At 71.6% G+C, this 26948-nt stretch carries 24 protein-coding genes; 10 read left to right on the top strand and 14 right to left on the bottom strand.

The features are described from left to right. The first annotated feature begins 39 nt into the window (after positions 1-39). From OG406_RS15540 to OG406_RS15525, 4 genes are all read left to right on the top strand, one after another. Positions 40-1002 (top strand): LysR substrate-binding domain-containing protein, encoded by a 963-nt coding sequence (locus OG406_RS15540; protein ID WP_329190812.1) that lies wholly within the window; start codon positions 40-42, stop codon positions 1000-1002. Positions 1003-1180: 178 nt separating this feature from the next. Next, positions 1181-2383: a hypothetical protein gene (locus tag OG406_RS15535; RefSeq protein WP_329186245.1), complete on the top strand. Its 1203-nt coding sequence runs from the start codon at positions 1181-1183 to the stop codon at positions 2381-2383. 56 nt (positions 2384-2439) lie between these two features. Continuing rightward, positions 2440-2898, top strand: coding sequence for a roadblock/LC7 domain-containing protein (locus tag OG406_RS15530; RefSeq protein WP_203660119.1), 459 nt, complete (start codon positions 2440-2442; stop codon positions 2896-2898). A 4-nt stretch (positions 2899-2902) separates the two neighbouring features. Further along, a complete protein-coding gene (locus tag OG406_RS15525; RefSeq protein WP_164372031.1) occupies positions 2903-3331 on the top strand; it encodes a hypothetical protein in 429 nt (142 codons plus the stop codon). A gap of 65 nt (positions 3332-3396) precedes the next feature. Here the strand turns inward: OG406_RS15525 and OG406_RS15520 are convergent, their stop codons facing one another. From OG406_RS15520 to OG406_RS15500, 5 genes are all read right to left on the bottom strand, one after another. Then, complete coding sequence (locus tag OG406_RS15520) at positions 3397-5694, bottom strand: ABC transporter permease (RefSeq protein WP_443067144.1); 2298 nt, start codon at positions 5692-5694, stop codon at positions 3397-3399. 80 nt (positions 5695-5774) lie between these two features. Continuing rightward, complete coding sequence (locus OG406_RS15515; protein ID WP_081219154.1) at positions 5775-6473, bottom strand: ABC transporter ATP-binding protein; 699 nt, start codon at positions 6471-6473, stop codon at positions 5775-5777. Beyond that, complete coding sequence (locus OG406_RS15510) at positions 6470-6997, bottom strand: PadR family transcriptional regulator (RefSeq protein ID WP_081221784.1); 528 nt, start codon at positions 6995-6997, stop codon at positions 6470-6472. Before OG406_RS15510 ends, OG406_RS15515 begins: the two co-directional genes overlap by 4 nt. 251 nt (positions 6998-7248) lie before the next feature. Then, positions 7249-7497 carry a hypothetical protein gene (locus OG406_RS15505; protein WP_329186238.1) on the bottom strand — a complete coding sequence of 83 codons (249 nt, stop codon included), beginning with the start codon at positions 7495-7497 and terminating at the stop codon, positions 7249-7251. Beyond that, complete coding sequence (locus tag OG406_RS15500) at positions 7494-8390, bottom strand: SPFH domain-containing protein (protein ID WP_164372071.1); 897 nt, start codon at positions 8388-8390, stop codon at positions 7494-7496. Before OG406_RS15500 ends, OG406_RS15505 begins: the two co-directional genes overlap by 4 nt. 327 nt (positions 8391-8717) lie before the next feature. On the opposite strand from OG406_RS15500, the gene OG406_RS15495 reads away from it, so the two are divergent. Next, positions 8718-11051, top strand: coding sequence for a transglycosylase domain-containing protein (locus OG406_RS15495; RefSeq protein ID WP_329186237.1), 2334 nt, complete (start codon positions 8718-8720; stop codon positions 11049-11051). An 82-nt stretch (positions 11052-11133) separates the two neighbouring features. On the opposite strand, the gene OG406_RS15490 is transcribed toward OG406_RS15495, so the two are convergent. The 4 genes from OG406_RS15490 to OG406_RS15475 form a co-directional block, all read right to left on the bottom strand. Next, the gene (locus OG406_RS15490) at positions 11134-13227 is read right to left on the bottom strand and encodes a SpoIIE family protein phosphatase (protein WP_329186235.1); all 2094 of its coding nucleotides are present in this window, start codon (positions 13225-13227) and stop codon (positions 11134-11136) included. A 397-nt stretch (positions 13228-13624) separates the two neighbouring features. Further along, entirely contained in the window at positions 13625-14317 is a 693-nt protein-coding gene (gene fomD, locus OG406_RS15485; protein WP_329186233.1) for a cytidylyl-2-hydroxypropylphosphonate hydrolase, read from the bottom strand. A gap of 115 nt (positions 14318-14432) precedes the next feature. Continuing rightward, positions 14433-15836, bottom strand: coding sequence for a class II fumarate hydratase (locus OG406_RS15480; RefSeq protein WP_329186232.1), 1404 nt, complete (start codon positions 15834-15836; stop codon positions 14433-14435). Positions 15837-16030: 194 nt separating this feature from the next. Further along, a complete protein-coding gene (locus tag OG406_RS15475; RefSeq protein WP_164372037.1) occupies positions 16031-17701 on the bottom strand; it encodes a fumarate hydratase in 1671 nt (556 codons plus the stop codon). Between the two features lie 186 nt (positions 17702-17887). Here OG406_RS15475 and OG406_RS15470 point away from each other — a divergent pair, with 186 nt between their 5' ends. Further along, entirely contained in the window at positions 17888-18616 is a 729-nt protein-coding gene (locus OG406_RS15470; protein ID WP_164372038.1) for a DUF1707 SHOCT-like domain-containing protein, read from the top strand. A gap of 199 nt (positions 18617-18815) precedes the next feature. Next, on the top strand, positions 18816-19187 hold the full coding sequence (locus OG406_RS15465) for a WhiB family transcriptional regulator (protein WP_081219160.1): 372 nt from the start codon (positions 18816-18818) through the stop codon (positions 19185-19187). A gap of 165 nt (positions 19188-19352) precedes the next feature. Here the strand turns inward: OG406_RS15465 and glpX are convergent, their stop codons facing one another. Further along, entirely contained in the window at positions 19353-20384 is a 1032-nt protein-coding gene (glpX, locus tag OG406_RS15460) for a class II fructose-bisphosphatase (protein ID WP_081219161.1), read from the bottom strand. Positions 20385-20511: 127 nt separating this feature from the next. Between glpX and OG406_RS15455 the strand changes: the two genes are divergently transcribed. After that, complete coding sequence (locus tag OG406_RS15455) at positions 20512-21030, top strand: DUF4245 domain-containing protein (protein WP_164372039.1); 519 nt, start codon at positions 20512-20514, stop codon at positions 21028-21030. A gap of 127 nt (positions 21031-21157) precedes the next feature. Here OG406_RS15455 and OG406_RS15450 read toward each other — a convergent pair whose 3' ends face one another. The 4 genes from OG406_RS15450 to OG406_RS15435 all read right to left on the bottom strand — a co-directional run bounded on the left by OG406_RS15450 (position 21158) and on the right by OG406_RS15435 (position 25026). Then, complete coding sequence (locus OG406_RS15450; protein ID WP_164372040.1) at positions 21158-21748, bottom strand: malonic semialdehyde reductase; 591 nt, start codon at positions 21746-21748, stop codon at positions 21158-21160. A gap of 261 nt (positions 21749-22009) precedes the next feature. After that, on the bottom strand, positions 22010-22267 hold the full coding sequence (locus OG406_RS15445; RefSeq protein ID WP_081219164.1) for an exodeoxyribonuclease VII small subunit: 258 nt from the start codon (positions 22265-22267) through the stop codon (positions 22010-22012). 9 nt (positions 22268-22276) lie between these two features. Further along, the gene (xseA, locus tag OG406_RS15440; protein WP_164372041.1) at positions 22277-23485 is read right to left on the bottom strand and encodes an exodeoxyribonuclease VII large subunit; all 1209 of its coding nucleotides are present in this window, start codon (positions 23483-23485) and stop codon (positions 22277-22279) included. A gap of 143 nt (positions 23486-23628) precedes the next feature. Further along, positions 23629-25026: an APC family permease gene (locus OG406_RS15435; RefSeq protein ID WP_266847129.1), complete on the bottom strand. Its 1398-nt coding sequence runs from the start codon at positions 25024-25026 to the stop codon at positions 23629-23631. A 129-nt stretch (positions 25027-25155) separates the two neighbouring features. On the opposite strand from OG406_RS15435, the gene OG406_RS15430 reads away from it, so the two are divergent. Together OG406_RS15430 and ppgK are read left to right on the top strand one after the other, a co-directional pair. Next, positions 25156-26169 carry a 4-hydroxy-3-methylbut-2-enyl diphosphate reductase gene (locus tag OG406_RS15430; protein ID WP_267048431.1) on the top strand — a complete coding sequence of 338 codons (1014 nt, stop codon included), beginning with the start codon at positions 25156-25158 and terminating at the stop codon, positions 26167-26169. 29 nt (positions 26170-26198) lie between these two features. After that, positions 26199-26948: a polyphosphate--glucose phosphotransferase gene (gene ppgK, locus OG406_RS15425; protein WP_266847127.1), complete on the top strand. Its 750-nt coding sequence runs from the start codon at positions 26199-26201 to the stop codon at positions 26946-26948.

Genomic DNA, 26948 nt, shown 5'->3' with positions numbered 1-26948 from the left:
CCCGGCGCGCGGGCGGTCCCCCTCGGCCGGGGCCCCACCATCGGCCGTACGGGCGCCAAGGGCAACGGGCGCCGGCAGCCCAGTCTCGCCCAGCTCCGCGCCTTCGCCGCCGTCGCCGAGCATCTGCACTTCCGCGACGCGGCCGCCGCGATCGGCATGAGCCAGCCCGCGTTGTCCGGAGCCGTCTCCGCCCTGGAGGACACCCTCGGCGTGACCCTGCTGGAGCGTACGACCCGCAAGGTGCTCCTGTCGCCCGCCGGCGAGCGTCTCGCCGTACGCGCCAAGGCGGTGCTGGAGGAGGTCGGCGCGCTGATGGAGGAGGCGGAGGCCGTCCGCGCGCCGTTCACCGGAGCCCTGCGCCTCGGTGTCATCCCCACCGTCGCCCCCTACCTCCTGCCCACCGTCCTGCGGCTCGTCCACGAGCGCTACCCCGACCTCGACCTCCAGGTGCACGAGGAGCAGACGGCGAGCCTGCTGGAGGGGCTCGCGGTCGGACGGCTCGACCTGCTGCTCCTCGCCGTGCCGCTCGGAGTGCCCGGCGTCACCGAACTCCCGTTGTTCGACGAGGACTTCGTCCTGGTGACCCCGCTCGACCACTGGCTGGGCGGCCGGGAGGGCATCCCGCGCGAGGCGCTGCGCGACCTGCGTCTCCTGCTGCTCGACGAGGGGCACTGCCTGCGCGACCAGGCGCTGGACATCTGCCGCGAGGCCGGACGCGCCGACGCCCCTGTCACCACCACCGCCGCGGGACTCTCCACCCTCGTCCAACTGGTCGCCGGCGGACTCGGCGTGACCCTTCTGCCGCGCACGGCCGTCAAGGTGGAGACGACCCGCAGCAACCAGCTGCTGACCGGATACTTCGCGGACCCGGCACCCACGCGGCGCATCGCGCTCGCCATGCGCGCGGGCGCCGCCCGTGGCACCGAGTACGAGGAACTGGCGGCGGCCCTGCGCGACGCGCTCCGCCCCCTGCCCGTCCGGATGGTGGGCCCCCGGGACTGAACTGCCGCACACAGGCGGTCATTTGAGCGACCGATGAAGGCGTTCGAAAGGCGGGAATTCTCAACTTCCGTCAGGTAGCGCGACTCCGGCGAATCCTTGTTTCCCGGCTGATACACATACCCCCTCAGTGTGACGCGTCAGGCGTCTGTGCGATATGCCGGAAGGTCCAAGGGGAGCGATGTCGGGCGATCGGGATTCCCTCGGCCGGGTCGGATTCGACCTGCTGACGATCGCGCTGAGCGCATGCCGACAGGCCCGGGCGACGGGAAGACTGCGGGTGTCCGGAAGGCCGGGGGGCGTCTTCCACCTGCGTGACGGCTGTGTCGTCGCCGTCGAGAGCCCCGGCGCTCCGGGACCGGAGGCGCGTCTGCTGCGCTCCGGCCGGGTCGGCGGCGAGCAGTGGGCCGACCTGCTCCGGGAGGCGGGCGGCACCCGGTGGCCGCAGGCCGGGCTGATCGCGCACGGTTACGCGGGCGCCGCACAGCTCCGGGTGGTCTGCATGATGGCGATGCAGGACGCGGCCTTCGCCGTCGTCGCGGGGGAGGTCGAGGCCTGCGATCCGCTGGACGCCGTCTTCGAGCCGTACGCGCCCGTCGACCAGGGGGAGACGCCGGGACGCCTGTTGCAGGACGCGGCGCGCAAACTCGCGGCCGTCGCCGCGCTGCCCCGTCCCGTACGACCGGACCGCGAACGCCCCGTGCAGGCCGCGGTGCCGGACGAGTTACGGGACCGACTGCCCCCTCGGCAGAGGGAGGTGTTCGCCCATGCCGACGGCCGGCGGACCGCTCGCGACATCGCCTTCGTGACCGGCCTCGGCGTCTACACCGCCACCGTCGGGATGGCCCGCCTGCTCGGCGACGGACTCCTCGAACTGCCCGAGGCGCCCGCGTCCGCCTCCCCGGTCACCGTACGCATCCCGCCCACCGAGTCCCTCAGGAAGCGGTCGCCGTCCACCGTGCCGGGCCCCGATCCGGAACTGCTCTCCGCACTGGCCGCGGCCCTGACCGCCGGAACGGACGACCCCGCCCCCGACCCCGATCCCGCTCCCGATCCGGACGCGGAGACCGCCGGCACCGCCGACCCACCCGCGGCCGACGAGGGCGACCGAACGCCCCGTACGGACACCCCCGAAGCGGTCGACGGTGATCCCGGGGGCGTGCGCGACGACGAGATCCCCGGCCACCGGGAGGCCGCGGGGCCGGCCACCGCGCCCCGGTCGGCCTCTCTCGTGCTCCCCGGTCCGGACGCCCCGTCCCTGCCCCGCCGTGAACCCGGAGCGAGCGGAATCACCGAGACGCTCGCCCCGGAAAGGGCGGTGACGAGCTGGAAAGGGTTCTTCCGCCTGCGGCACCGCATCTGGACGCCGGATTCCGGCACCTGACCCCGCACCGCCCTTCTTCTCGACCAAACGCACCCCATGACCAGGGAGTTCAGCTCATGAATCACGAGGCACTGGCCAACGAGATGAGAGGCCTCCGGGAACGGGTGACCGGCATCACCGACACGGCGGTGGCCGCCGCCGACGGCATGCTCATCGCGGCCGACACCGCCGACACCATCGAGGCGGAGAGCCTCGCCGCGATCGCCGCCGCCGGACTCGGCATCGCCCGCCGCGCGACCGCCGCGACCGGCCGGGGCGTCTTCCGGCAGACCGTGACCCACGGCAGCCAGGGATGCGCCGCCTTCTACGCGGTCGGCGACACCGCGCTGATGATCGTCCTCGGCGACGAGGGCATCGACCTCGAACGGCTCCACGAGCAGACCCGCCCGGTCCTCGGACGCATCGGTTCGATCCTCGCGGGCGACGATCCCGAGCCGGCCGCCGGGACCCCGTACACCTCCGGCGCGTTCGCCGGAGCCGTGACCGAGACAGCGAACGCGAACGAAGGGGTATGACGACATGGCCACCAAGCAAATGCGACCGGGTTTCTCCGACCAGATCATGGGCCTGGTGAAATCACTGCGCACCGACGCCCCGGACTGCGTCGCCTCCGGCGCCGTCGACATGTCGACGGGCATGCTGCTCTCCTACGAGACCGTCGACAACCACCCGCCGGAGGTGCTGGACCTGCTCGCGGGCGCGACGCTCGACCTGTTCCAGGGGCGTACCGTCCAGATGATCGAGGACGTCTTCAAGGAACGCCGCGGCGTCGAGACCGACCAGCACTTCTTCCAGGAGATCCTCGTCAACAGCGAGAACCTCACCCATCTGTTCGTGCGCATGAACGACGAGCAGGACGTGGTCGCCGTGGTCGTCTGCCGCAAGGCGGTGAACGTGGGCATGCTCTTCGCCCAGGTCCGCCGCGTGGTGCGCGAGTACAGCATCTGAGACGCGCGCAGGTGGCCCTCCCGAGGGGGAGGGCCACCTGCGGCGGCGCGTGACGCGGGCGCGGTCTACTCCGTGCGCAGCCCGTCCGGCCGCATCAGCCGGATCAGCGGCGGCAGGCTGAGCAGGGTCACGAGCAGGACGACCCCCGCGCCGATGCCCGTCATCGACAGCATGCTCGGCCAGTCGACCCGCACCGGGGTGTTCGTCATCTTCAGCAGCACCGTGCCGAGGGTGAGTCCCACCACCGAGGCGAGGGCGAGCCCGAGAGCGATCGGGATCGCGGTCTGCCACAGCACCGACATGCTCAGCGTGCGGCGCCGGGTGCCGAAGGCGACCAGCGCCGACAGCAGCTTCCTGCGCTCCCGCAACTGCTCCAGCTGCGACACCAGAAGGCTCGCGCCGATCAGGAAGAGCACGCAGGTGGCGCCGACGAACAGGCCGGTGCGGATCGAGGTGAAGCGCCGGGACTGCTCACTGGCCGTCCAGGTCATCGCCTCCGCGAACGGACCGATCGACGCGGCGGTGTTCCGCACCCGCTCGTTCACGTCCGGCACCGAGCGGTCCAGCCTGACGTAGACCTGACCCTGGAGCGCGCCCGCCGCGCCGCGCGGCAGCGCGCCCCGGGTGACGAGGATGCCCCCGCGGTCGTAACCGGTCGGGTCCTCGCGTCCCTCCACCTTGCGGATGGCGTGCGGCAGGGTGAAGGGCGCCTGGGACGCCGCACCGCCGTTGTAGCTCGGGTCGATGTAGATCGTCCGGCCCGGCCGGGCCAGCTTCGGGGTGTCGTTGTCGTACTGCGCGTGCTGGACCGCGAAGACGTCACCGTCCTTGCAGGAGGGCAGCTCGGCGACCTCGCGCAGGGCGGTGCAGTCGCCGACCGTCACGGCCGCCGACAGTTCGGCCTCCTTGCGGCGCTCTCCCGCGTAGGCGGTCGACAGTGCGATGACCGTGCGGACTCCCTCGGTGCGGGCGAGCTTCCCCGCGGCCTCGTCGAGCGCCACGGCGGCCGGAACGGTGACCGACATCTGGGCGCGCGACAGGTCCTTCGCCGAGGGCTTCGTGTAGTCGCCCTCCACACCGGCGAACAGCATCTGCAGCGCGATCGCGCCGGCCACCGCCACGGCGATGCCGTTGACCATGCGGGCCGCGGTCCCGCTGCTCAACTGGAGCCGGCGGATCGCCAGTTGCCAGGCGACCCCGCCCGAGTTCAGCCGGGAGACGACCGCCTCGACGACCCAGGGCAGCAGGGCCGTCACGCCGACCAGCAGCAGGATGACACCGCCGATCACCATGGACTCGTTGAAGTTCCCGTTGTCCCGCCCCTGCCCGACCATCGGGTAGAGCAGGGCCAGTCCGCCGAGCGGCAGCAGCAGCCGCCACCACAGGCGGCGCTTCGGGGGCCGCGCGGTGCGCACCACGCCCAGCGGCTCGATGACGACCCCGCGCAGCGCGAAGAGGGTCACGCCGACGGCCGCCGCCGGGACCGAGACCGCGACCAGGGCGACCAGCGCGGGCGCGGGGCTGAGGTCGCCCGGGAAGACGCTGATCTCGAACAGGTCGATCAGTCCGGCGAGTTGGCGGCCGAGCAGGAAGAACCCGGCGCCGAGGACCAGTCCGAGCAGGGCTCCGGCCATGGCCTCGCCGGCCGCGACCCGCCGCGTCATCCGTCCGTCCGCGCCGACCAGCCGCAGCGCGGCGAGCCGGCGGTCCCGCCGTTCGCCGCCGAACCGCACAGCCGCGGCGATGAAGACGCCCACCGGCATGAGCAGCACGACGAAGACGATCAGGATGAGCAGCAGGAGGACCGGGTCCAACGACTCGGAACGGCTTTTCGAGCCGAAGGCGTCGATGCGCTCGATCCGCCCGGTCAGCTTGCCCGCCACGGACAGGCTGTCGCTGCCCGCGTAGTAGGCGAGTTCGTGCGGTCCGATCAGCCCGGAGTCCGCGATCGTCCCGGTGACGCGATAGGGCAGGCGGTCGCGCAGCAGCGCTCCGTCGGCGGACTTCAGCAGCCGGTCGAGGGCGGGGGAGACGACCATCTCGCCGGGGTGGGGGAAGGTCCGCAGGCCCGGCGGCAGCGGGGCACGGTCCCCCTCGGGCCGGAGCAGCCGGCCGCGTACGTCGGCGGAGCGGTAGGTGGTGTCGGTGCTGCCGACGAGGAGCGTGCGGTCCGACTTCTTCATGACCGTCGAACGGAAGGTCATGTCGTTGCGGTCGCGTTCCCGGTCGTGCCGGGAGGACAGCGCGCTCGGGATCGACGTGGTGAGCAGCAGCAGCGCCACCCCGAGGCCGACCCCGACGGCGGTGAGCAGCACACGCACCCAGGCCTCACGGCCGCCGGTCATCGCGAACCTGGCGCCCATCCCGAGGTCGCGGGACCACTGCGGAAGCCTCGGGGCGGTGCGGGCCGCCCCGGTGGGGGCGGCGGGGGACGGGCGGTCACTCATACGATCCGCTCCATGTCACGGGACTTCCCGTCGCGTACGACGATCTCGCGGTCCGAGTAGGCGGCCACGCGGGCCTCGTGCGTGACGAGCACGACGGCGGCGTTGGTCGAGCGGGCGGCGTCGGTGAGCAGCTGCATCACGCGCTCGCCGTTGAGGGAGTCGAGCGCGCCGGTCGGCTCGTCGGCGAACAGCACGCGGGGGCTGGTGACCAGCGAACGGGCCACGGCGACGCGCTGCCCCTGGCCTCCGGAGACCTCGCCGGGCCGCTTGCCCTTGACGTCGTCGACCTCCAGGCGCTCCATCCACGTGAGGGCCGCGCGCTCGGCCTCCTTGCGTCCGCTGCCGTTCAGCCGCAGCGGCAGGGCGACGTTCTCCACGCAGGTCAGCTCCGGGACGAGCTGGCCGAACTGGAAGACGAAGCCGAACTCGGAGCGGCGCAGCGCACTGCGCTGGGCGTCGTTCATCGTCGCCATCTCGCGGCCGTTGTACGTGATCGAGCCCGAGTCGGGGGTGACGATGCCGGCGAGGCAGTGCAGCAGGGTCGACTTGCCGGAGCCGGAGGGGCCCATCACGGCGACGACCTCGCCCGGGTGGATGGAGAACTCCGCCCCGTCCAGAGCGGTGGTCGGGCCGTAGGCCTTGCGCAGCTCCGACGCGGTGAGCAGGGAGCCGGGAGGAGGGGTGGTCGAGGTCATCGGGTCGTCACCGCCTCGGCGAGCTTGTCGAGCCGCGCGGCGGTCAGTTCCAGCCAGCGCAGATCGGCTTCGAGGTGGAAGAGGGCGTGGTCGCAGATCAGCTGGTCGGCCAGGTCGCCCTTGCGCTTGCGTTCGGTCAGCATGCGCATCATGCGCAGGTGCTCCGAGCGCTGGGTGTCGAGGATCTCGCTCGCGTCGCGATGCGTCAGCAGCGCGAGGACGATCTTCGTGTAGAGGGTCGACTGGAGGTAGGGCTCGGGCTTCTCGGGCGTGGCGAGCCACTGCTGGACGTCGGTGATCCCGGCGTCGGTGATGGCGTACCGCTTGCGCTCGGGCCCGCCGCCCGCCTCTATGCCGTCGACCTCGACGAGGCCGTTCTTCAGCAGCCGCGACATCGTCGAGTAGACCTGGCCGTAGTGCAGCGGCCGGTCGTGACCGAACTTCTCGTCGAAGGCCCGCTTCAGGTCGTAACCGTGGCGCGGGCCGGACTCCAGGAGCCCCAGGAGGGTGTGACCGATGGACATGCGGAGCACTCTACACAGTGCGTATACATGGTGTGTATACGCAGGGTGCAGAGTGCTGGGAGGAGCGGGGGTGGAGGGGTGTGGCCGGGGGGAAGCCGCCTGGTCAGGAGGCATTGTCACGGTTTCGAATCAGGCTCCGACGTCCCCGTATCGCGAGGCTCTTGAGGCCTCCACCCGCGCGAGACGCTCGGGCCGGGGCGAGCCCCGGCCCGTCGGCGCCCCGGCGGACCGAGGGGTGAGCCGCGGCTCTCTCAGCTCTCCGGATCCCCGGAGACCGGTGGCCGGCCCCGGCGCGCGATCGGGCCCGCGCCGCCGGGCAGCCGCCCGGCCTCGCCGAGGGCGCGGCGCAGCAGGAACTCGATCTGCGCGTTGGCGGACCGCAGTTCGTCGCCGGCCCAGCGGGCCAGTGCCTCGTACACCAGCGGATCGAGCCGCAACAGTACCTGCTTGCGCTGCTGCTGCGGCCGACGCGGCGGAGTTCCCTCCGTGGGAGACGTCACTGGTAGAGGGACCCCGTGTTCAGGACGGGCTGCGCCGCGCGGTCACCGCACAGCACCACCATCAGGTTCGACACCATCGCCGCCTTCCGCTCGGAGTCCAGCTCCACGATGTCGCGCTCGGTGATCCGGGTGATCGCCGCCTCGACCATGCCGACCGCGCCGTCCACGATCTGCCGCCGCGCCGCGACGATCGCTCCGGCCTGCTGGCGCTGGAGCATCGCGGAGGCGATCTCGGGAGCGTACGCGAGATGCGTGAAGCGCGACTCGATGATCCGCACCCCGGCGGCGGCCACGCGCGCGTGCAGTTCGACCGCGAGCTTCTCGGTGATCTCCTCGGCGTTCCCGCGCAGCGACAGGCCGTCCTCCTCGTGCGCGTCGTAGGGGTACTCGATGGCGATGTGCCGGACCGCCGCCTCGGTCTGCGTCGAGACGAACTCCCGGAAGTCGTCGACCTCGAACGTGGCCTGGGCGGTGTCCTGCACGTTCCACACCACGACCGCGGCGAGCTCGATCGGGTTGCCGTAGGCGTCGTTGACCTTGAGGACGGCGGTCTCGTGGTTGCGGACACGGGTCGAGATCTTGGTGCGCGACGTGAGCGGGTTCACCCAGCGCAGTCCGTCCTGGCGGATCGTGCCGCGGTAGCGCCCGAAGAGCTGGACCACGCGGGCCTCGCCCGGTGCGACGGTGTTGAGGCCGCACATCGCGAAGAACGCGGCGACGGCGACCAGGACGCCCAGGATGATCAGCGCCGCCTGGGCGCCGCCGGAGTGGACGACCCCGCCGCCGACGGCGCACAGGGCGGCGCCGGCGAGCAGTCCGAGGAGGCCGAGCAGCAGCGCGAGCCCCCCGCCGATGCTGTGCGCGGTGAACTCCCGCACGTGCGGCGCGGGCATCTCGGGGAGGTCGGACGGCGGCGTGGGGTCCGGTGCGCCCGGGGCGGGCGAGGACGGGTGGGAAGCGTGTGACGACATGGTGGGTCCCCCAGTTCGAACGGCATAGCTTCGGTCTAGCTAAGTGATATCACTTTACCCCGCATCGCAACCTTCGGCGCCTCTCGGTCGTCGGTTTTGTTGGGGCCCGTGCTGAGGGCGTGCTGATTGTCACGTCCGGAAAAGACCGGATCGGCGGCCCTTTGTCATAGCGCGCGGTGTTAGCTTGCTGAGCTGACCTGAGCGACGAACGTGTGTGCCACACGAGAGTGAAGCGGAGCGGATCGACCCATGGGACGAGCGGAAGAGAGACGAGCGCGGCAGGCGCAGGGCCGCCGCGCGGCGCCCAAGCGCTCGTCCGGACACGAGTCGGCGGGCCCCGGCGGCGGCGCGACGCCGGGCGGGAAGAAGCCCCGCCGCACCGGCATACGCAGGTTCGTGAACTGGAAGACGATCCTCGGCACGTTCCTCGGCGTCTGCCTGCTCGGCATGGGCGCCTTCCTCGTGCTCTACATGGTCGTCTCGGTGCCCGAGGGCAACGCGGCCGCGCGCCTGCAGAGCAACGTCTACGAGTACGGCGACGGCAAGACCCTCGCCCGCACCGGCAAGGTCAACCGCGAGATCGTCGACCTCTCCAAGGTGCCCAAGGGCGTCCAGAAGACGTTCGTCGCCGCCGAGAACAAGTCCTTCTACAAGGACTCCGGCGTCGACCTGAAGGGCACGGCCCGGGGCCTGCTCAACACCCTTTCCGGCAAGGGCAAGCAGGGTGGATCGACGATCACCCAGCAGTACGTCAAGAACTACTACCTCAGCCAGGACCAGACCGTTTCGCGCAAGCTGAAGGAAATGGTCATCTCGCTGAAGGTGGACCGCAAGAAGTCCAAGGACGACATCCTCGCGGGCTACATCAACACCAGCTACTACGGCCGCAACGCGTACGGCATCCAAGCCGCCGCACAGGCCTACTACCGCGTCGACGCCAGCGAACTCAACGTTGCGCAGGGCGCCTACCTCGCCTCGCTGCTCCAGGCGCCCAGCCAGTACGACTGGGCGGTCGCCACGGACACCGGCAAGCGGCTGGTGCAGGCCCGCTGGAACTACACGCTCGACAACATGGTCGAGCAGGGCTGGCTCGGCTCGGGCGAGCGGCAGGGCCTGAAGTTCCCCAAGCCCAAGGACCCCCAGGGCGCGGCGGGCATGCAGGGCCAGACCGGCTACCTGGTCACCGAGGCGCAGGACGAACTGGCCCGGCAGCTCGTCGCCCAGGGCAAGGCGGCCGACCTCGACGACGCCAAGGCGCTGGTCGACGCGGGCGGCTGGACCATCAAGCTCAACATCGACAAGAAGAAGCAGGCCCTGCTCGAGAAGACGGTCAAGAAGCAGCTCACCAGCAAGCTGGACCCGAAGAAGCGCAAGGTCGACGCCAACATCCAGGCGGGCGCCGCGTCGGTCGATCCCAAGACCGGCAAGGTCGTCGCGATGTACGGCGGTCAGGACTACTTCAAGCACTACATCAACAACGCGACCCGCCGGGACTACCAGGCGGCCTCGACGTTCAAGCCGCTGATCTTCGCCGCGGCCCTCGCCGAGGAGGCCAAGACCCGCTCCGGCAGGCCGATCACCGCGAACACGATCTACGACGGCACCAACCGCCGTCCCGTCGTGGGCAGTGACATCGCCTTCGCGCCGCCGAACGAGGACGAGCACAGCTACGGCGACGTGACGGTGCAGACCGCGATGAACAAGTCCATCAACGCCGCCTTCGCCCAGATGGGCGTCGACATCGGCATGGACGAGGTGCTGAAGGTCGCGGGCAAGCTCGGCATGAACACCAAGGGGCTCCAGGCGGTGCCCGCCCAGACCCTCGGCTCCATGGGCGCCAGCCCGCTGGAGATGGCGGGCGTGTACGCGACGCTCGACAACCACGGCAAGAAGGTCACCCCGTCGATCCTCGCCTCGGCCGAGCACAAGGACTTCACGGTCGACCTGCCCGACCCCATCGGCGAGCGGGTCATCAGCGAGGAGGCCGCCGACACGGTCACCTCCGTGCTGACCGGCGTGGTCGACGACGGTACGGCCCGCGTCTCGGTGCGGGACAACCCGTCCCGTGACGGCCAGCAGGTCGCCGGCAAGACCGGTACGTCCGACAACAACAAGTCGGCCTGGTTCACGGGCTACACGCCGAACCTCGTCACCTCGGTCGGACTGTTCGGCGAGGACGCCAAGAACCACCACCAAGTGCCCATGAAGGGCGCCACCGGCCTCTTCGCCGAGGGCGGCCGTGTCAACGGCGGTGGCTTCCCGGCCCAGATATGGGCGGCGTACACCTTCGGCGCGATGGACGGCAAGGTCAGCAAGTTCGACCTGAACACCACCTCGGGCGCGGCGGTCGAGCCGACCGACACGCCGACCATCAGCCAGTCGCCGTCCGACACGCCGTCGTCGACGCCGACGACCGAGGAACCGACGTCGGAGCCGCCCTCCAGCAGCAGTCCGCCGTCGCCCTCGGACAAGCCGACGACGACCCCGCCGTCGTCACCGCCCCCGTCCACGCCGTCGCAGACCCCGACCGGCCAGCTCCCGGACAACCCGTTCGGCCAGGACGACCAGAGCCAGGGGCAGTAGCCACGACGGCACACGGCACGTGAGAGGGGCACCCGGAGATCCGGGTGCCCCTCTTTTTGCTTCTGCGTCTCCGCCGCGGACCTCAGCCCCGGTTCAACTCGAACCAGACGACCTTCCCCGTGCTCAGCCGGGTGGCACCCCAGCGCCGGGCCAGCTTGTTCACCAGGTACAGCCCGCGGCCGCCCTCGTCCGTGGCCCGCGCCTGCCGCAGCCGCGGCAGCTGTGGCACGTCGTCGCCGACCTCGCAGCGCAGCACGTCCGTCCGCAGCAGCCGCAGCGTCACCGGCCGCGACGCGTAGCGCACCGCGTTCGTCACGACCTCGCTGACCAGCAGCTCCACCGCGTCGGTCATGTCCTCCATGCCCCACCGCGCGAGCGCCCGCCGGGCCAGCCGCCGTGCCCGGCCCGGCGCCGCGTCCTCCGGCTCCAGGAACCAGTACGCGACGTCGCTCGGCGCGATCCCGTCGAACCGGGCCGCGAGCAGCGCGATGTCGTCGTCCCGGTCGCCCGGGCCGAGCATGTCGAGCACCTCGTCGCAGAGGGCCTCCAGCGGCGGCGGATGATCCGGGCCGGTCAGCGCGGCCGTGGCGGCGAGCTTCTCGCGCAGCTGCTCTATCCCGGTCCAGACGTCCCGCAGCCGCGACTCCACCAGGCCGTCCGTGTACAGCAGCAGCGTCGCCCCGGCGGGCGCGTCCAGCTCCACGGCCTCGAAATCGACCCCGCCGACCCCGATGGGCGCGCCCGGCGGTACCCGCAGCACCTCGGCCCGGCCGCCCAGGTGCAGCAGCACCGGCGGGGGATGGCCCGCGTTGGCGATGGTGATCCGGTGCGACACCGGGTCGTACACGGCGTACAGGCAGGTCGCCATGCGGTCCGTGCCGAGCCGCTGCGCCTGCTCGTCGAGGTGGTGCAGCACCTCCTGCGGAGGCAGGTCGAGCCCCGCGAGGGTCTGCGCCGTCGTCCGCAGCTGGCCCATGATCGCCGCCGACGTCATCGAGTGACCCATGACGTCGCCCACGACCAGGGCGACCCGGCTGCCCGGCAGCGGGATCGCGTCGTACCAGTCCCCGCCGACCCGCGCGGTCTCCGCGGCCGGCAGATACCGGGACGCCAGCCGCACACCCGTGGGCCGCGGCAGCGTCTCCGGCAGCATCGTGCGCTGCAACTCGTCGGCGATGTACGCCTCGCGGCCGTACAGCACCGCCTTGTCGATCCCGAGCGCGCTGTGGGTCGCGAGCTGGGCGGCGACCAGCAGGTCGTCCGCCTCGAACGCGATCCGCTCCGGCCGCCGCAGGAACAGGGCGGCGCCGATCACCCGGCGCCGGCCGCGCAGCGGCGCGAGGATCGCGCGCTGCCCGCTCGGGACCGCCAGATCGTCGCCGAGCAGCTCCGGCAGCGCGGCGCGGGCCGCGGGCGCGTCGGCGAACACCGGCCGCACTCCGCGCAGCACCTCGGCCAGGGCGCCGCCCTGGCGCACCTCGCACAGCTCCGCGGTCATCGCCGACAGCTCGTTGGGTTCGGGACGCGCGAGCGGCAGGAAGCCGCCCTCGGTGTCCCGCTCCTCGGGAATCCGGTCGGTCCGGCGCAGCCGCAGCACCAGGGGTCCCGTCGGCCGCTCGTCGCCGACCGGCAGCGGATCCCGCAGATAGACGAGGATCGCGTCCGAGAACGTCGGCACGGTCGCCCGGCACAGCCCCATGACGATCTCGTCGAGGTCGATGCCCCGGGCGATCCGCCGGGTCGCGGCGCCCACGAAGCGCAGCCGGTCGCCGTCCCGCCGCATCGGCATCGGCCCGCCCTGCGGCAGGCTCTGCCCGGTACGGCGCTCCTTGCCGCCCGAGGTGCGCGCGGAACGGTCCTGCTCCGCGTCCGGCTGCACCGGGATGCTCTCCGGCGCGGGCCGCGGGCGGTGCGGATCCGGCTCGGCGGCCGAGGGCTGGGAGTGCTCCGCGCCCGCACCGGGCGCGGCCGGCGACGGCGCGTCCGTGCCGGGGCCGCGCGAGGTGTCACCCGCGCGGGCCTGAAGAGGTAAGGCGCCGGACCCGGGCTGGGGGGACGGCTGGTCCGGGGTACGCAGGAGCGCCCCGCGAGGGTCCGCGGGGGCGGCCGGCCGGCCGGCGCCGTTCTGCCGGCGCTCGTGCGAGGTGGGGTGCTCCGTCACGCGTGTCGAGTCCATCCGTCCGGGGCTGCGCGCCGTGCGCGCAGTTCGTCCCGCAGCCCCGATACCCGGAATGTGTGCCCCAGGAACGGATTCTGCGTGTCGTCAGGTGCGGAACCGGTGGTGGGCACAGCCGGCGCATGGCCGGGAACGGCCTGCGGACGGCCGGAAACGGGCCGCGCCGAACACGGCGTCAGGACCGCGGCCCCCGCCCGCACGACCGTCGTGACGCCACCACGCGGAGCGACCGGACCTCGGCCGGCCACGCCGCCGTACCCCTCGTACCCCTCGCTCACGTCCTGCCGCCCCTCGGTGACATATGGTCAAGCCCGGCTCATCATGCGGGAGTTGTTGCTGCCGTGCGCCCTTGCGGAAGACGATCCTACGGTTGTACCACGGGGGCGCATCAAGGGTCTCATGAGGACACGTGCGCGGGCGTACGGTCCCAGTCATCCGGCAGAGCGGGAACCGGCCAGGCCGGGTCGGGCCTCCAGAGCTGCCATCCGTCCGAGAACGGCGCCCCCCACGCGCGGATCACCTCCACCGCCGACCACCCCGCTTCCCGTACCCGCGCGGCCAGTTGAGCATCCATCAGACCGGCCCGCTGCGCCATCGCGAACTCGTCCTCGTCCAGCCAGCGCCAACTCCGGTCCGGGTGCACCGAGATGTCGAGGAAGTGGTCCTCGGAGTCCACCCCGCCCGACCAACGCGTCAGCGGAGCCTCCAGGTTCACGTACCAGTTCTTGAAACGCCAGCCCGGCTCCCAGAAAAGCCACACCGACCAGGGATCGCCCGGCCGCGCCAGCTTGAGCACCCCGGTTCCGAACCACCGGTCGCGCCGCACCGTCCGCGGCTTGGTGTAGCGCGACTCCAGCGGCTCGCCGTGCACCGGCGACCCGTCCGCGAGCACCGGCTTCACACACTCGGTGCCCGGCGCCATCCACACCGCGAGCAGCTCGGCGTCGTCCCGTACGACCGTCACGGGGCGGCAGATGTGGACGTGCTCACCGGCGTTCTCCCGGTACCGCCACAGGATCTGGTGCCCGGGCTCCCAGAACGCCGCCGGCCCGCCCGCTTCCGCTCGTCTCACCGCTCCACCGTCTGCCATGAACAGATATTAGGTGCCCGGGGCATGCGACGCTGCGGCACGCGTCATGGTTCCCGCCGTCGCCTGGGACCTGTTACGGAGGCGTCATCAGGTGTTTCTCCCCGGCGGCGGGCCGTTACGGACGCGTCATCCGCAGGACATCCAGCGCCTCGTCGAGCTGCTGCTCCGTCAGATCCCCCCGCTCCACGTAACCCGACTCCAGCACCACCTCGCGGATGGTCTTCCGGTCCGCCAGCGCCTTCTTCGCGACCTTCGCGGCCTCCTCGTACCCGATGTACTTGTTCAGCGGCGTCACCACCGACGGCGAGGACTCCGCGTACTCCCGGGCCCGCTCCCGGTGCGCGACGATCCCGTCCACCGTCCGGTCGGCGAGCAGCCGCGAGACGTTCGCGAGGAGGCGCACCGACTCCAGGACGTTCTTGCCGATCACCGGCAGCATGACGTTCAGTTCGAAGTTCCCGGCCGCGCCCGCGACGGCGACCGTCGCGTCGTTGCCCGTCACCTGCGCGGCGACCATGAGCACCGCCTCGGGAATCACCGGGTTCACCTTGCCCGGCATGATCGACGAGCCCGGCTGGAGATCCGGCAGGCTGATCTCGGACAGCCCGGTGCGCGGTCCCGACGCCATCCACCGCAGATCGTTCGCGATCTTGGTCAGGCCGACCGCGATGGTCCGCAGCTGCCCGCTCGTCTCCACGATCCCGTCGCGCGCGCCCTGCGCCTCGAAGTGGTCGCGGGCCTCCGTCAGCGGCAGACCGGTCGTCCGGGCCACCTCCGCGATCACCGCCGCGGAGAACCCGGGCGGTGTGTTGATGCCGGTGCCCACGGCGGTGCCGCCCAGCGGCAGTTCCGCCAGGCGGGGCAGCGAGGCCCGCAGCCGCTCGACCCCGTACCGGACCTGCGCCGCGTAGCCGCCGAACTCCTGGCCCAGCGTCACGGGCGTGGCGTCCATCAGGTGGGTGCGGCCCGACTTCACCACGTCGGCGAACTCCTCCGCCTTGCGGCCGAGCGCGGCGGCCAGGTGCTCCAGCGCGGGCACCAGGTCGCGGGTCACCGCGGCGGTCGCGGCGATGTGGATCGAGGACGGGAACACGTCGTTGCTCGACTGGGAGGCGTTCACGTGGTCGTTCGGGTGCACGTCCCGGCCCAGCCGCTCGGTCGCGAGCGTGGCGACGACCTCGTTGGTGTTCATGTTGGAGGACGTCCCGGAGCCCGTCTGGAACACGTCCACCGGGAACTGCTCGTCCCAGCGCCCCTCGACGACCTCCTCCGCCGCCTCCTGGATCGCCTCGGCGACATCCTTGTCGATCACGCCCAGCTCGCCGTTCACCTTCGCGGCGGCCGCCTTGATCCGGGCGAGGGCCTCGATGTGCGCGCGCTCGATGTGCTGCCCCGAGATCGGGAAGTTCTCCACGGCGCGCTGGGTCTGCGCCCGCCATTTCGCGTCCGCGGGCACCCGCACCTCACCCATGGAGTCGTGCTCGATCCGGTACGCGCCTTCGCCCTGGCCATCTGCCATTGGTGACACCTCCATGGGGGACAGCATCCAGGAGGCGACGCGTGTTCCCGCCCGGGCACGCGCGGCACGCGGAACCCGTGTCCGGGCGCCGTCCCCGGACACGACGAACGGCCGCCTGCTCGACGGCCGTTCGTGAGGCTCGTGGGAAGCCCGGGGGAGCGGGCTACGACGTCACCGGGGACAGCGCGCGCGTCCTACTGCGCGAGGCCGGGGCCCCGCACCGGGATGGACGTGAACGTGGGCGCGGGCGCCGGGTCCTGGAAGAAGTCGTTTCCCTTGTCGTCGACGACGACGAACGCCGGGAAGTCCTCGACCTCGATGCGCCAGACCGCCTCCATGCCGAGTTCCTCGTACTCGACGACCTCGACCTTCTTGATGCAGTCCTGGGCGAGACGGGCGGCCGGGCCGCCGATCGAGCCGAGGTAGAAGCCGCCGTGCGTGCCGCAGGCGTCGGTGACCTGCTTGCTCCGGTTGCCCTTGGCCAGCATCACCTTGGAACCGCCTGCCGCCTGGAACTGCTCGACGTAGGAGTCCATGCGGCCGGCCGTCGTCGGGCCGAACGAGCCGGACGCGTACCCCTCGGGCGTCTTGGCCGGGCCCGCGTAGTACACCGGGTGGTCCTTCAGGTACTGCGGCATCTCCTCGCCCGCGTCCAGCCGCTCCTTGATCTTGGCGTGCGCGATGTCGCGCGCCACGACGAGCGGGCCGGTGAGCGAGAGCCGGGTCTTGACCGGCTGCTGCGTCAGCGCGGCGAGGATGTCCTCCATCGGCTGGTTCAGGTCGATCTTCACGACGTCGCCGGCCTCGTCGAGGTGCTCGTCCGTCGTGTCCGGCAGGAAGCGCGCCGGGTCGGTCTCCAGCTGCTCCAGGAAGACGCCCTCGGCGGTGATCTTCGCGACGGCCTGGCGGTCGGCGGAGCAGGAGACGGCGATCGCGACGGGGCAGGACGCGCCGTGCCGGGGCAGCCGCACCACGCGCACGTCGTGGCAGAAGTACTTGCCGCCGAACTGCGCGCCGATGCCGATCTTCTGCGTCAGCTCGAAGACCTTCTGCTCCAGGTCCTTGTCCCGGAAGCCGTGGCCCAGCTCGGAACCCTCGGCCGGGATCTCGTCCAGGTAGTGCGCCGAGGCGTACTTCGCGGTCTTCAGGGCGTACTCGGCGCTGGTGCCGCCGACGACGATCGCCAGGTGGTACGGCGGGCAGGCGGCCGTCCCCAGGGAGCGGATCTTCTCCTCCAGGAACTTCATCATGGAGCCCTCGTTGAGGACCGCCTTCGTCTCCTGGTAGAGGAACGACTTGTTGGCGGAGCCGCCGCCCTTGGCCATGAACAGGAACTTGTAGGCGCCGCCGTCGGTCGCGTACAGCTCGATCTGCGCCGGCAGGTTCGAGCCGGTGTTCTTCTCGTCCCACATGGTCAGCGGGGCCATCTGCGAGTAGCGCAGGTTCAGGTTCTTGTACGCCTCGTAGATGCCGCGGGACAGGGCCGCCTCGTCGCCGCCCTCGGTGAGCACGTTCTGCCCGCGCTTGCCCATGACGATCGCGGTGCCCGTGTCCTGGCACATCGGCAGGACACCCGCGGCCGCGATGTTCGCGTTCTTCAGCAGGTCGAGCGCGACGAACTTGTCGTTGCCCGACGCCTCGGGGTCGTCGATGATGCGGCGCAGCTGGGCGAGGTGCGCGGGCCGCAGATAGTGCTGGATGTCGTGGATGGCCTCCTCGGCGAGCTTGCGCAGCGCCTCCGGCTCCACCTTGAGGAACGTGCGCCCGTCGGCCTCGAAGGTGGAGACACCCTCGGAGGTCACCAGCCGGTAGGGGGTGGTGTCCTCTCCCTGGGGGAGCAGATCGGTGTACGCGAACTCAGGCATCTCGCCCATTCCTCACTCGACAGACAGCGGCGTGCCTCCATTGGCAGCGTCCACCAGCGTAGGACCTGGCGCGGGTGCCGAGTCTGTGAGGTAAGGCTCAGTTCGGACACCGGACGGACACCCGGTTCTCCACAGGGGGCCCGGAAGGGGTAGTCGCGATCTATCGCGTTTGGGTACGCTGCTGTCGTGGACCTTCAGAAGAGCTCCGACGCGACCCCGGCCCCGGCGGCGCCCCCGGTCGAGCTGCGCGCCTCCGACGCCGACCGCGACCGGATCACCGACATCCTGCGCGACGCCCTCGCCGAGGGCCGCCTCACGCCGGAGGAGCACTCCGAGCGCGTGGAGGGGGTGCTGGCCACCAAGACGGTGGGCGAGCTCGACCGCTTCGTCCGGGACCTGCCCGCCGCGCACACCGGCCGCGCGACGCCCGCCTACGCCTCGGCGCCCAACCGCCCCACGGCGGGCGCGATCCCGGTCGACGCCGACGAGAGCGTGGTGGCGGTGTTCAGCGCCGCCGTCCGCAAGGGCCGCTGGCGCGCGGGCCGCCGGATCCACGCGTACGCGGTGTTCGGCAGCGTCGAGATCGACCTGAGCGAGGCGATCTTCGAGTACCAGCAGGTCGTGATCAAGACGGTCTCCGTGTTCGGCAACATCGAGATCCGTGTCCCGGAGAACGTCTCGCTGCGCGGCAACGGCGGCGGCGTACTGGGCAACTTCGAGGTGCACACGATGGATTCGGGCGACCCGGACGCCCCCGTGGTGTACATCGACGGCCTCGCCGTCCTCGGCAACGTGGAGGCCCGGCCCAAGCGAGGCAAGCTCGTCGCGGACATCCTCGACCGCGTCACGGGCCGGCTGAACGACCGGGTCGCCGACCGTCTGGACCGGGGTTTGCGCAAGCACCTGGACCGTTGACGCTTGTGAACGCGCGGGCGGCGCGCGGGCATTGGTTCAGTCGTGGACGATCGATCACGCGGAAGAACGCCCGGGCTTGGGAACGCAGTGCATAGGCGCGCGCACAGCGGGTAGGCCTTGCTGCATCGTCTCTTGGAGGGCGCTGTGGAACTTCCCCCGGCGCCCGGCACGCTCGCGAAGCCGTCGTCAGGAGTAGACCGTGCTGCAACCGCCGCATCAGTCCCTGCAGGTAGCTGCCGTACCGGCCCAGCGGGCGCCAGTGCGGGACAGGGATCAGGAAGCGCCATGGCACACGGAGGCGGTGTGCCGCCGCGACGAGGCCGGCCTGTTCTTCGCCCCCTCCAAGGAGCCCACCGCGGCCCGGCTCTCCCGTGAGGAGGCCGCCAAGCGCGTCTGCGCCCGCTGTCCGGTGATGGTCGAGTGCCGCGAACACGCGCTCCTGCAACCCGAGCCGTACGGCGTCTGGGGCGGCCTGACCGCCGCCGAGCGCCGCGTCGTGCTCGCCCGGCGCCGCCGCCGCGACGTGGAGCTCCAGAAGGCCGCGCGCGGGACGATAGCCGCGGCCGGCTGACCTCTCGGCCCGGACCGGCCGCGTACGGGAGACCGAACGGGAGGCAGAGCGGGAAACCGTCAGGCCTCCCATCGGGTCCACGCACGGAAAAGGGGCGCCCCTCCGCACAAGGGGCGCCCCTTCCGCGCCTGCACGGCGCCCGGCGGGTGCCGCCGGCCGGTGGTCCTACTTGGCGCGGTCGAAGTCGATCGCGCTGTACGCGCGCAGCTTGCTCAGCCGGTGCTCCGACGTGATCTGGCGGACCGTCCCGGACTTGGACCGCATCACGATCGACTCGGTCGTCGCGGTCTCGGGGCGGTAGCGCACCCCGCGCAGCAGCTCGCCGTCGGTGATGCCGGTGGCGACGAAGAAGACGTTCTCGCCGGAGACCAGGTCGCTCGTGCCGAGGACGCGGTCGAGGTCGTGCCCGGCGTCCACGGCCCGCGCGCGCTCCTCGTCGTCCTTGGGCCACAGCTTGCCCTGGATGGTGCCGCCGAGGCACTTGACCGCACAGGCCGAGATGATGCCCTCGGGCGTGCCGCCGATGCCGAGCAGCAGGTCGATGCCGGTGCCCTCGCGCAGCGCCAGGATCGAGCCCGCGACGTCGCCGTCGGAGATCAGCTTGATGCGCGCGCCGGTCTCCCGGATCTCCTTGATGATCCCGTCGTGGCGGGGCCGGTCGAGGATGACGACGGTGACGTCCTCGGGGGTGACGCGCTTGGCCTTCGCGACGCGGCGGATGTTGACCGACACGGGCGCGTTGATGTCGACGAAGTCGGCGGCCTCGGGGCCGGTGACCAGCTTGTCCATGTAGAAGACCGCGGACGGGTCGAACATGGTGCCGCGGTCGGCGGCGGCCAGGACGGCGATCGCGTTGGTCATGCCCTTGGCGGTGAGCGTCGTCCCGTCGATCGGGTCGACGGCGATGTCGCACTCGGGGCCGGACCCGTCGCCCACGCGCTCTCCGTTGAAGAGCATCGGGGCTTCGTCCTTCTCGCCTTCACCGATGACGACGACGCCGTTCATCGAGACGGTGGAGACGAGAGTCCGCATGGCGCGGACGGCGGCGCCGTCGGCACCGTTCTTGTCGCCCCGGCCCACCCAGCGTCCCGCGGCCATCGCGGCGGCCTCGGTGACGCGGACGAGTTCGAGGGCGAGGTTGCGGTCGGGGGCTTCCGACGGGACTTCGAGTTCGGACGGCAGATGATGCTCGGTCATCGAGACGCACCTTTCTGATACGACGACGGCCGGATGAGGGTGGTGCCCCCGACTCTATCGCCAGGCTGACAAAATGAGCAGGGGGGCCCACGGATGAGCACGCCAGGGCACCTGCGACGATAGGGGCGTGGCAGGTACGAAAGGCAAGCAGTCGGTCCGGGACATGATTCTCTCCCTGGGCCTCATCGGGCTGATGGCAGGCGTCATCTACATCTTCATCCCGCACGACGACTCCGCGCCCGATCTCAAGCGGGTCGACTACCGGGTCGAGCTGCTGACCGCGCGCCGTGCGGCGAGCTACCCCGTGGCGGCCCCCGCCGGGCTGCCGGCGGAGTGGAAGCCGACCTCGGTGCGGTACGACGGCAGCGAGTTCGATGTCTGGCACCTCGGCTTCCAGGACCCCGACGGTCAGTACGTGGCGGTCGAGCAGTCCACTCAGCGTGCGCCCGTCTTCATCGACTCGGCCAGTCAGGGCGCGCGGGCGACCAAGGTGACCCAGCGCATCGGCGACCGGACGTGGCAGCGCTACGAGGGCGACCACTACGACGCGCTCGTCCTCAAGGGCGACGGCGCCACGACCGTGGTGACGGGTACCGCGTCCTTCGGTGTGCTGACGAAGATGGCGCAGTCGCTCAAGACGACCTAGGGCGTCGCGTGGCCGCGCCGCAGGGCGCCCCGGCCGCGCGCGAACGTACGAGAAGGGCCCCCGGCGGTGTGCCGGGGGCCCTTCTGCCGCGCGGGTGCTGCCGGGATCGTTTCGGCGGCGTGGTCCGTCAGACGGTCGTGATGACCTGGTCGAGCTCCAGGCGCGGGGAGCGCGGGAACCAGGCGTCCTCGCCCGGCTTGCCGATGTTGACGATCATCAGCGGGGTGTGGTCGTCGTCCAGGAACTCCTTCTGGATCCCGGCGAAGTCGGCACCGGTCATCGGGCCGGCGGCGAGGCCCGCGGCGCGGACGCCGATGATGAAGTACGCGGCCTGAAGAGCGGCGTTCAGCAGGGCGGCGTTCTCACGGGCCGGGCGCTCGGAGAAGAACAGGTCCTTGGCGGCGGGGAAGTGCGGCAGCAGGGCCGGCAGCTCCTCGTGGAACTCGTTGTCCGCGGACAGGATCGCGACCAGCGGGGCGGCGGCGGTCTTCGCCTGGTTGCCCTCGGCGAGGTGCTGCACGAGGCGCTCGCGGGCCTCGGGGGAGCGGACCAGCGTGATGCGCAGCGGCGACTGGTTGAAGGCGGTCGGGCCGAACTTGACCAGGTCGTAGATCGCCTGGACCTGCGCGTCGGTCACCGGCTCGTCGGTGAAGGTGTTCGCGGTGCGGGCCTCGCGGAACAGCAGGTCCTGAGCGGCGGGGTCAAGGACGAGAGACATGAAAGAAACCTTCTCGGTGCGTGCGGTGGATCCGTGGGGGATCTGTTGGCATCACCGACAGTACGACGAGTAGGTTGAAAGTTCAACCAAAGCCGGGGCAGGGTGATCCGCTTCACAGCGGCACAGTGCTGGGGCGGCGCGGCGGCACAGCGGTGAGCGGCGGGGCGGCACAGCGGTGGGCGGCGCGGCGGTAGGCGGTGGGGCGGCACGGCGGTGGGGCGGCTCCTGCCGGGAGCCGCCCCACCGTGGACGATCACATGCCTACCGGGAGCCCGCGTCCCCGGGCTCGCCGCCCGCGGCGCCGCCCTCTCCGGACTCCTCCTCGGCGAGGGCCGCGTCCAGCCGGGCCCGGGCGCCCTCCAGCCAGCGCCGGCACACCTTGGCCAGCTCCTCGCCGCGCTCCCAGAGCGCCAGCGACTCCTCCAGGGTCGTGCCGCCCGCCTCCAGGCGGCGTACGACCTCGATCAGCTCGTCCCGTGCCTGCTCGTACCCGAGCGCCTCGTCCACCTTGCTGGTCATGCGCCCACCCTATGCATCGACTCGAACCGTGAATTCACCCTCGGCGACCCGCGCCCGCAGCGTCTCGTCCGCCGTGACCTCCGCCGGGTCGCGGACCACGTGCCCGTCGGCCTTCTGGAGCACCGCGTACCCGCGCTGGAGGGTCGCCGCGGGGGAGAGGGCCACCACGCGCGCGTGCGTGTGCGTCAGCTCCGAGTCCGCGCGGTCCAGGAGGTGCCCGAGCGTGCGCCGGCCCCGGTCGAGCAGGGCCGCCACCTGGTCCGCCCGCTCGTCGATCATCCGGTGCGGGTCCTCTATCGAGGGCCTGGCCAGCGTGTGCGCGAGGCCCCGCTCCTCCCGGTCGAGGAAGGACTGCACGCTGCGGCGGGCCCGGTCGCGCAGGAACCGCACCCGCTCGTACTCCTCGCCCACGTCCGGCACGACCTTCTTGGCGGCGTCGGTCGGAGTGGACGCCCGCAGGTCGGCCACGTGGTCCAGCAGCGGGTTGTCCGGCTCGTGCCCGATGGCCGACACCACCGGCGTACGGCAGGCCGCCACCGCCCGGACGAGCTGCTCGTCCGAGAACGGCAGGAGGTCCTCGACGCTGCCGCCGCCGCGCGCCACGACGATCACGTCGACGTCGTCGCGCGCGTCCAGGTCCTTCACGGCCTGCACGACCTGCGGCACCGCGTGGACGCCCTGCACGGCGACGTTGCGCACCTCGAAGCGCACGGCCGGCCAGCGGTGCCGCGCGTTCTCCAGCACGTCCCGCTCGGCCGCCGAGGCGCGCCCGCAGACCAGCCCGATCAGCTGCGGCAGGAAGGGCAGCGGCTTCTTGCGGTCGGCCGCGAACAGCCCCTCGGCCGCCAGCGACTTCTTCAGCTGCTCCAGGCGGGCGAGCAGCTCGCCCACGCCGACCGGCTTGATCTCGGTCGCCCGCAGGGACAACTGCCCCCGCGGCGCGTACCACTCCGGCTTCGCCTGGACCACCACGCGCGCGCCCTCGCTCACCACGTCGGCGACCGCGTCGAACACCTGCCGGTAGCAGGTCACGCTCACCGAGATGTCGAACGACGGGTCGCGCAGCGTCAGGAAGACGACCCCCGCCCCGGGGCGCCGCGACAACTGGGTGATCTGCCCCTCGACCCAGACCGCGCCGAGCCGGTCGATCCATCCCCCGATGAGCCGTGACACCTCGCCGACGGGCAGCGGAGCGTCCGCGGACGTGTTGAGAGCCATGCGCCGAGCGTAGTGGCCCCCACCGACATCCCCGCACCTGCGACGCCCGCCCCCTGCCCCACCTCGTGGGCGACAGGCGCGGGCGGGTCCGTGGCCCCGCGGCGGTCGGCCAGGGCCGGGCCGACGATCAGCCGGCCCCGCCCTCAGACCGCTCCGCCGGGCGCGTCCTCGTCCATGCCCCGGCCGGACCGGCCGCGCTGGGCGAACAGGACCGTCAGGCCGACCGCCAGCCAGATCGCACCCACCACCTGGGCCGTTCCGGAGGCCTCGACGATCACGGCGACGGTGATCGCCGCGCCCAGCACGGGGACGAGGACGTGCCGCCACCAGACGGGAGGCCCGCTCCTGCGGCGCACGGCGAACCAGCCCACCACCGACGCGTGCAGCAGCGTGAACGCGGTCAGCGCGCCGATGTCGACCACCGAGACCAGCTTGTCGAGGCCGTCGTCGCGCCGCGCCGCCCACACCGCCGCGACCAGCGTGATCACCGCCGCGCACCCCAGCGCCGCCCGCGGCACCCCGGAGTCGGTCCGGGCCAGCGCCCGGGGCAGCCGGCGGTCGCGGGCCATCGCGTAGAGCAGCCGGCCGGCCGCGGCCTGCCCGGCGAGCGCCGCGAAGGCCGCGCCGATGGCCTTGCTGACCGCCACCAGGTTGTGCAGCCACGCGCCGACGGAGGCGTCCACGGCGTCGTAGAAGGCCGCGCCCTGCTTGCCGGGGTCCGCAGCGAGCTGAGCGGACGACAACGGCTCCAGCAGCGCCACCAGGTACGTCTGCGCCACGAACAGCACACCCGCCAGCGCCAGACAGAACAGCACCGCCCGGGCCACCTTCTCCGAACCGCCCGTCACCTCCTCCGCGAAACTCGCGATCGCGTCGAAGCCGAGGAACGACAGGACGGCCACCGACACCGCCCCGACGACCGCCGACAGCGCGAACGCCCCCTGCGTGCCGTCACCCGCCAGCGGGGACAGCCAGTCGCGGTGGGCGCCGTCGCGCGCGAGCATCACGACGGCCGACACGACGAAGATCAGCAGGACCACGATCTCCAGCGCGAGGACCAGGAAGCCGACCCGGGCCGCGGTGCGCACCCCCCACAGGTTCAGGAACGTCGTGATCACAACGGCGAGGGCGGTCCACACCCACCGGGAGACCTCCGGGACCAGGGAGTTCATCGCGATGCCGGAGAACAGGTAGGCCACCGCCGGGATCAGCAGATAGTCCAGCATCACCATCCACCCGGCGACGAACCCCGCCTCCTTGCCCAGACCCGCGCGCGCGTAGGCGAACACCGAACCCGCCTGGGGGACCACCCGGACCATCTGCGCGTAGCTGAACGCGGTGAACGCCATCGCGACCGTCGCGACGAGGTAGACCAGCGCGACCGCCCCGTGCGACTTCGCGTCGAGCGTCCCGTACACGCCGACCGGTGCCATGGGGGCGATGAACAGCAGCCCGTAGACGACCAGGTCACGGAAGCCGAGGCTGCGCCGCAGCCCGTGCTCCGCGGCTCCGGCGCCGTCAGTGGTCCGGGTGTCGGACATCGTGCCTCCCGAGGGTCGTGCGGGGCCCCGCCCCTCCCGGCTTCCCAGTCTCCCCAAGGAGACGATCTTTGACCCGCCGGGTACGGCCTTACGAGAGGCGATCTTCGACCGGCCGGGTACGGCCTTACGATGGGTCCCATGACTGCTTCGACTGGCCGCCGTGTCCTGCTCGCCGCCCCCCGGGGCTACTGCGCGGGCGTGGACCGTGCCGTGATCGCCGTCGAGAAGGCCCTTGAGCAGTACGGGGCCCCGATCTATGTCCGCCACGAGATCGTCCACAACAAGTACGTCGTGCAGACCCTGGAGAAGAAGGGCGCGATCTTCGTCGAGCAGACGGCGGAGGTGCCCGAGGGCTCCATCGTCATGTTCTCGGCGCACGGCGTCGCCCCCGCCGTCCACGACGAGGCCGCCGCCGGCAAGCTCGCCACCATCGACGCGACCTGCCCGCTGGTCACCAAGGTCCACAAGGAAGCCGTCCGCTTCGCCGACGACGACTTCGACATCCTCCTCATCGGCCACGAGGGCCACGAGGAGGTCATCGGCACCTCCGGCGAGGCCCCCGACCACATCACCCTCGTCGACGGCCCCGCGGACGTCGCCAAGGTCGAGGTCCGTGACCCCTCCAAGGTCGTCTGGCTCTCCCAGACCACCCTGTCGGTCGACGAGACCATGGAGACGGTCGACGCCCTCAAGGAGAAGTTCCCGCAGCTCATCTCCCCGCCGAGCGACGACATCTGCTACGCCACGCAGAACCGCCAGCTCGCGGTGAAGCAGATGGGCGCCGAGGCCGACCTGGTGATCGTGGTCGGCTCGCGCAACTCCTCGAACTCGGTACGGCTCGTCGAGGTCGCCAAGCTCGCCGGCGCCCGTGAGGCCTACCTGGTGGACTTCGCCGACGAGATCGACGCGACATGGCTGGAGGGCGTGACCACGGTCGGCGTCACCTCCGGTGCCTCCGTCCCGGACATCCTCGTCGAGCAGGTCCTGGAGCGGCTCACGGGTCACGGCTTCGAGGACGTGGAGATCGTCAAGGCCGCCGAGGAGTCCATCACCTTCTCGCTGCCCAAGGAACTGCGCCGCGACCTGCGCGCCGAGGCGGCCGCCCTGGTGGCGGAGCGCACCGGTGGTACCGCCGGGAAGTGACCGTCAGTCCCACGACGTAACGTAGGGCCATGCAGATCTTCGGTGTGGACATTGGCGGATCCGGGATCAAGGGTGCCCCCGTGGACCTTGACCGCGGAGACCTCGCGGAGGAGCGCTTCAAGGTGCTCACCCCGCATCCGGCGACGCCCGACGCGGTGGCCGACGGCGTCAAGGACGTCGTCGACCACTTCGGCTGGTCGGGCCCGGTGGGCATCACGTTCCCGGGCGTGGTCACCGGCGGCTCCACGATCCGTACGGCGGCCAACGTCGACAAGTCCTGGATCGACACCGACGCGGGCGCCCTGCTCGGCGAGCGGATCGGCGGCCTGCCGGTGACCGTGCTGAACGACGCGGACGCGGCGGGCGTCGCGGAGATGCAGTTCGGCGCGGGCAAGGACCGCAGCGGCACGGTCATCCTGCTCACCTTCGGCACCGGCATCGGCAGCGCCCTGTTCATCGACGGCGAGCTGGTCCCGAACACCGAGCTGGGCCACCTGGAGCTGAACGGCCACGACGCGGAGAAGAAGGCCTCCACCAAGGCCAAGGACGACAACGAACTGACCTGGGAGCACTGGGCGCGCCGCGTCACCAAGTACCTGGCGCACGTCGAGATGCTGTTCTCCCCGGAGCTGTTCATCATCGGCGGCGGTGTCAGCCGCAAGGCGGACAAGTTCCTGCCGCTGATCGAGGGCATCACCGCGGAGATCGTCCCGGCGCAGCTCCAGAACAACGCGGGGATCGTCGGCGCCGCCATGCGGGCCGCGAAGCTCGCGCCGTAG

The sequence above is a fragment of the Streptomyces sp. NBC_01428 genome, assembly GCF_036231965.1.
GTDB lineage: Bacteria > Actinomycetota > Actinomycetes > Streptomycetales > Streptomycetaceae > Streptomyces.
This window is presented reverse-complemented; position numbering and strand designations above follow the sequence as displayed.

Coding starts and splice junctions, on each gene's coding strand:
- OG406_RS15535 (WP_329186245.1), top strand. CDS start 1,181: ATGTCGGGCGATCGGGATTCCCTCGGCCGGGTCGGATTCGACCTGCTG.
- OG406_RS15530 (WP_203660119.1), top strand. CDS start 2,440: ATGAATCACGAGGCACTGGCCAACGAGATGAGAGGCCTCCGGGAACGG.
- OG406_RS15525 (WP_164372031.1), top strand. CDS start 2,903: ATGGCCACCAAGCAAATGCGACCGGGTTTCTCCGACCAGATCATGGGC.
- OG406_RS15520 (WP_443067144.1), bottom strand. CDS start 5,694: ATGGGCGCCAGGTTCGCGATGACCGGCGGCCGTGAGGCCTGGGTGCGT.
- OG406_RS15515 (WP_081219154.1), bottom strand. CDS start 6,473: ATGACCTCGACCACCCCTCCTCCCGGCTCCCTGCTCACCGCGTCGGAG.
- OG406_RS15510 (WP_081221784.1), bottom strand. CDS start 6,997: ATGTCCATCGGTCACACCCTCCTGGGGCTCCTGGAGTCCGGCCCGCGC.
- OG406_RS15500 (WP_164372071.1), bottom strand. CDS start 8,390: ATGCCCGCGCCGCACGTGCGGGAGTTCACCGCGCACAGCATCGGCGGG.
- OG406_RS15495 (WP_329186237.1), top strand. CDS start 8,718: ATGGGACGAGCGGAAGAGAGACGAGCGCGGCAGGCGCAGGGCCGCCGC.
- OG406_RS15490 (WP_329186235.1), bottom strand. CDS start 13,227: ATGGACTCGACACGCGTGACGGAGCACCCCACCTCGCACGAGCGCCGG.
- fomD (WP_329186233.1), bottom strand. CDS start 14,317: ATGGCAGACGGTGGAGCGGTGAGACGAGCGGAAGCGGGCGGGCCGGCG.
- OG406_RS15480 (WP_329186232.1), bottom strand. CDS start 15,836: ATGGCAGATGGCCAGGGCGAAGGCGCGTACCGGATCGAGCACGACTCC.
- OG406_RS15475 (WP_164372037.1), bottom strand. CDS start 17,701: ATGCCTGAGTTCGCGTACACCGATCTGCTCCCCCAGGGAGAGGACACC.
- glpX (WP_081219161.1), bottom strand. CDS start 20,384: ATGACCGAGCATCATCTGCCGTCCGAACTCGAAGTCCCGTCGGAAGCC.
- OG406_RS15450 (WP_164372040.1), bottom strand. CDS start 21,748: ATGTCTCTCGTCCTTGACCCCGCCGCTCAGGACCTGCTGTTCCGCGAG.
- OG406_RS15445 (WP_081219164.1), bottom strand. CDS start 22,267: ATGACCAGCAAGGTGGACGAGGCGCTCGGGTACGAGCAGGCACGGGAC.
- xseA (WP_164372041.1), bottom strand. CDS start 23,485: ATGGCTCTCAACACGTCCGCGGACGCTCCGCTGCCCGTCGGCGAGGTG.
- OG406_RS15435 (WP_266847129.1), bottom strand. CDS start 25,026: ATGTCCGACACCCGGACCACTGACGGCGCCGGAGCCGCGGAGCACGGG.
- OG406_RS15430 (WP_267048431.1), top strand. CDS start 25,156: ATGGGTCCCATGACTGCTTCGACTGGCCGCCGTGTCCTGCTCGCCGCC.
- ppgK (WP_266847127.1), top strand. CDS start 26,199: ATGCAGATCTTCGGTGTGGACATTGGCGGATCCGGGATCAAGGGTGCC.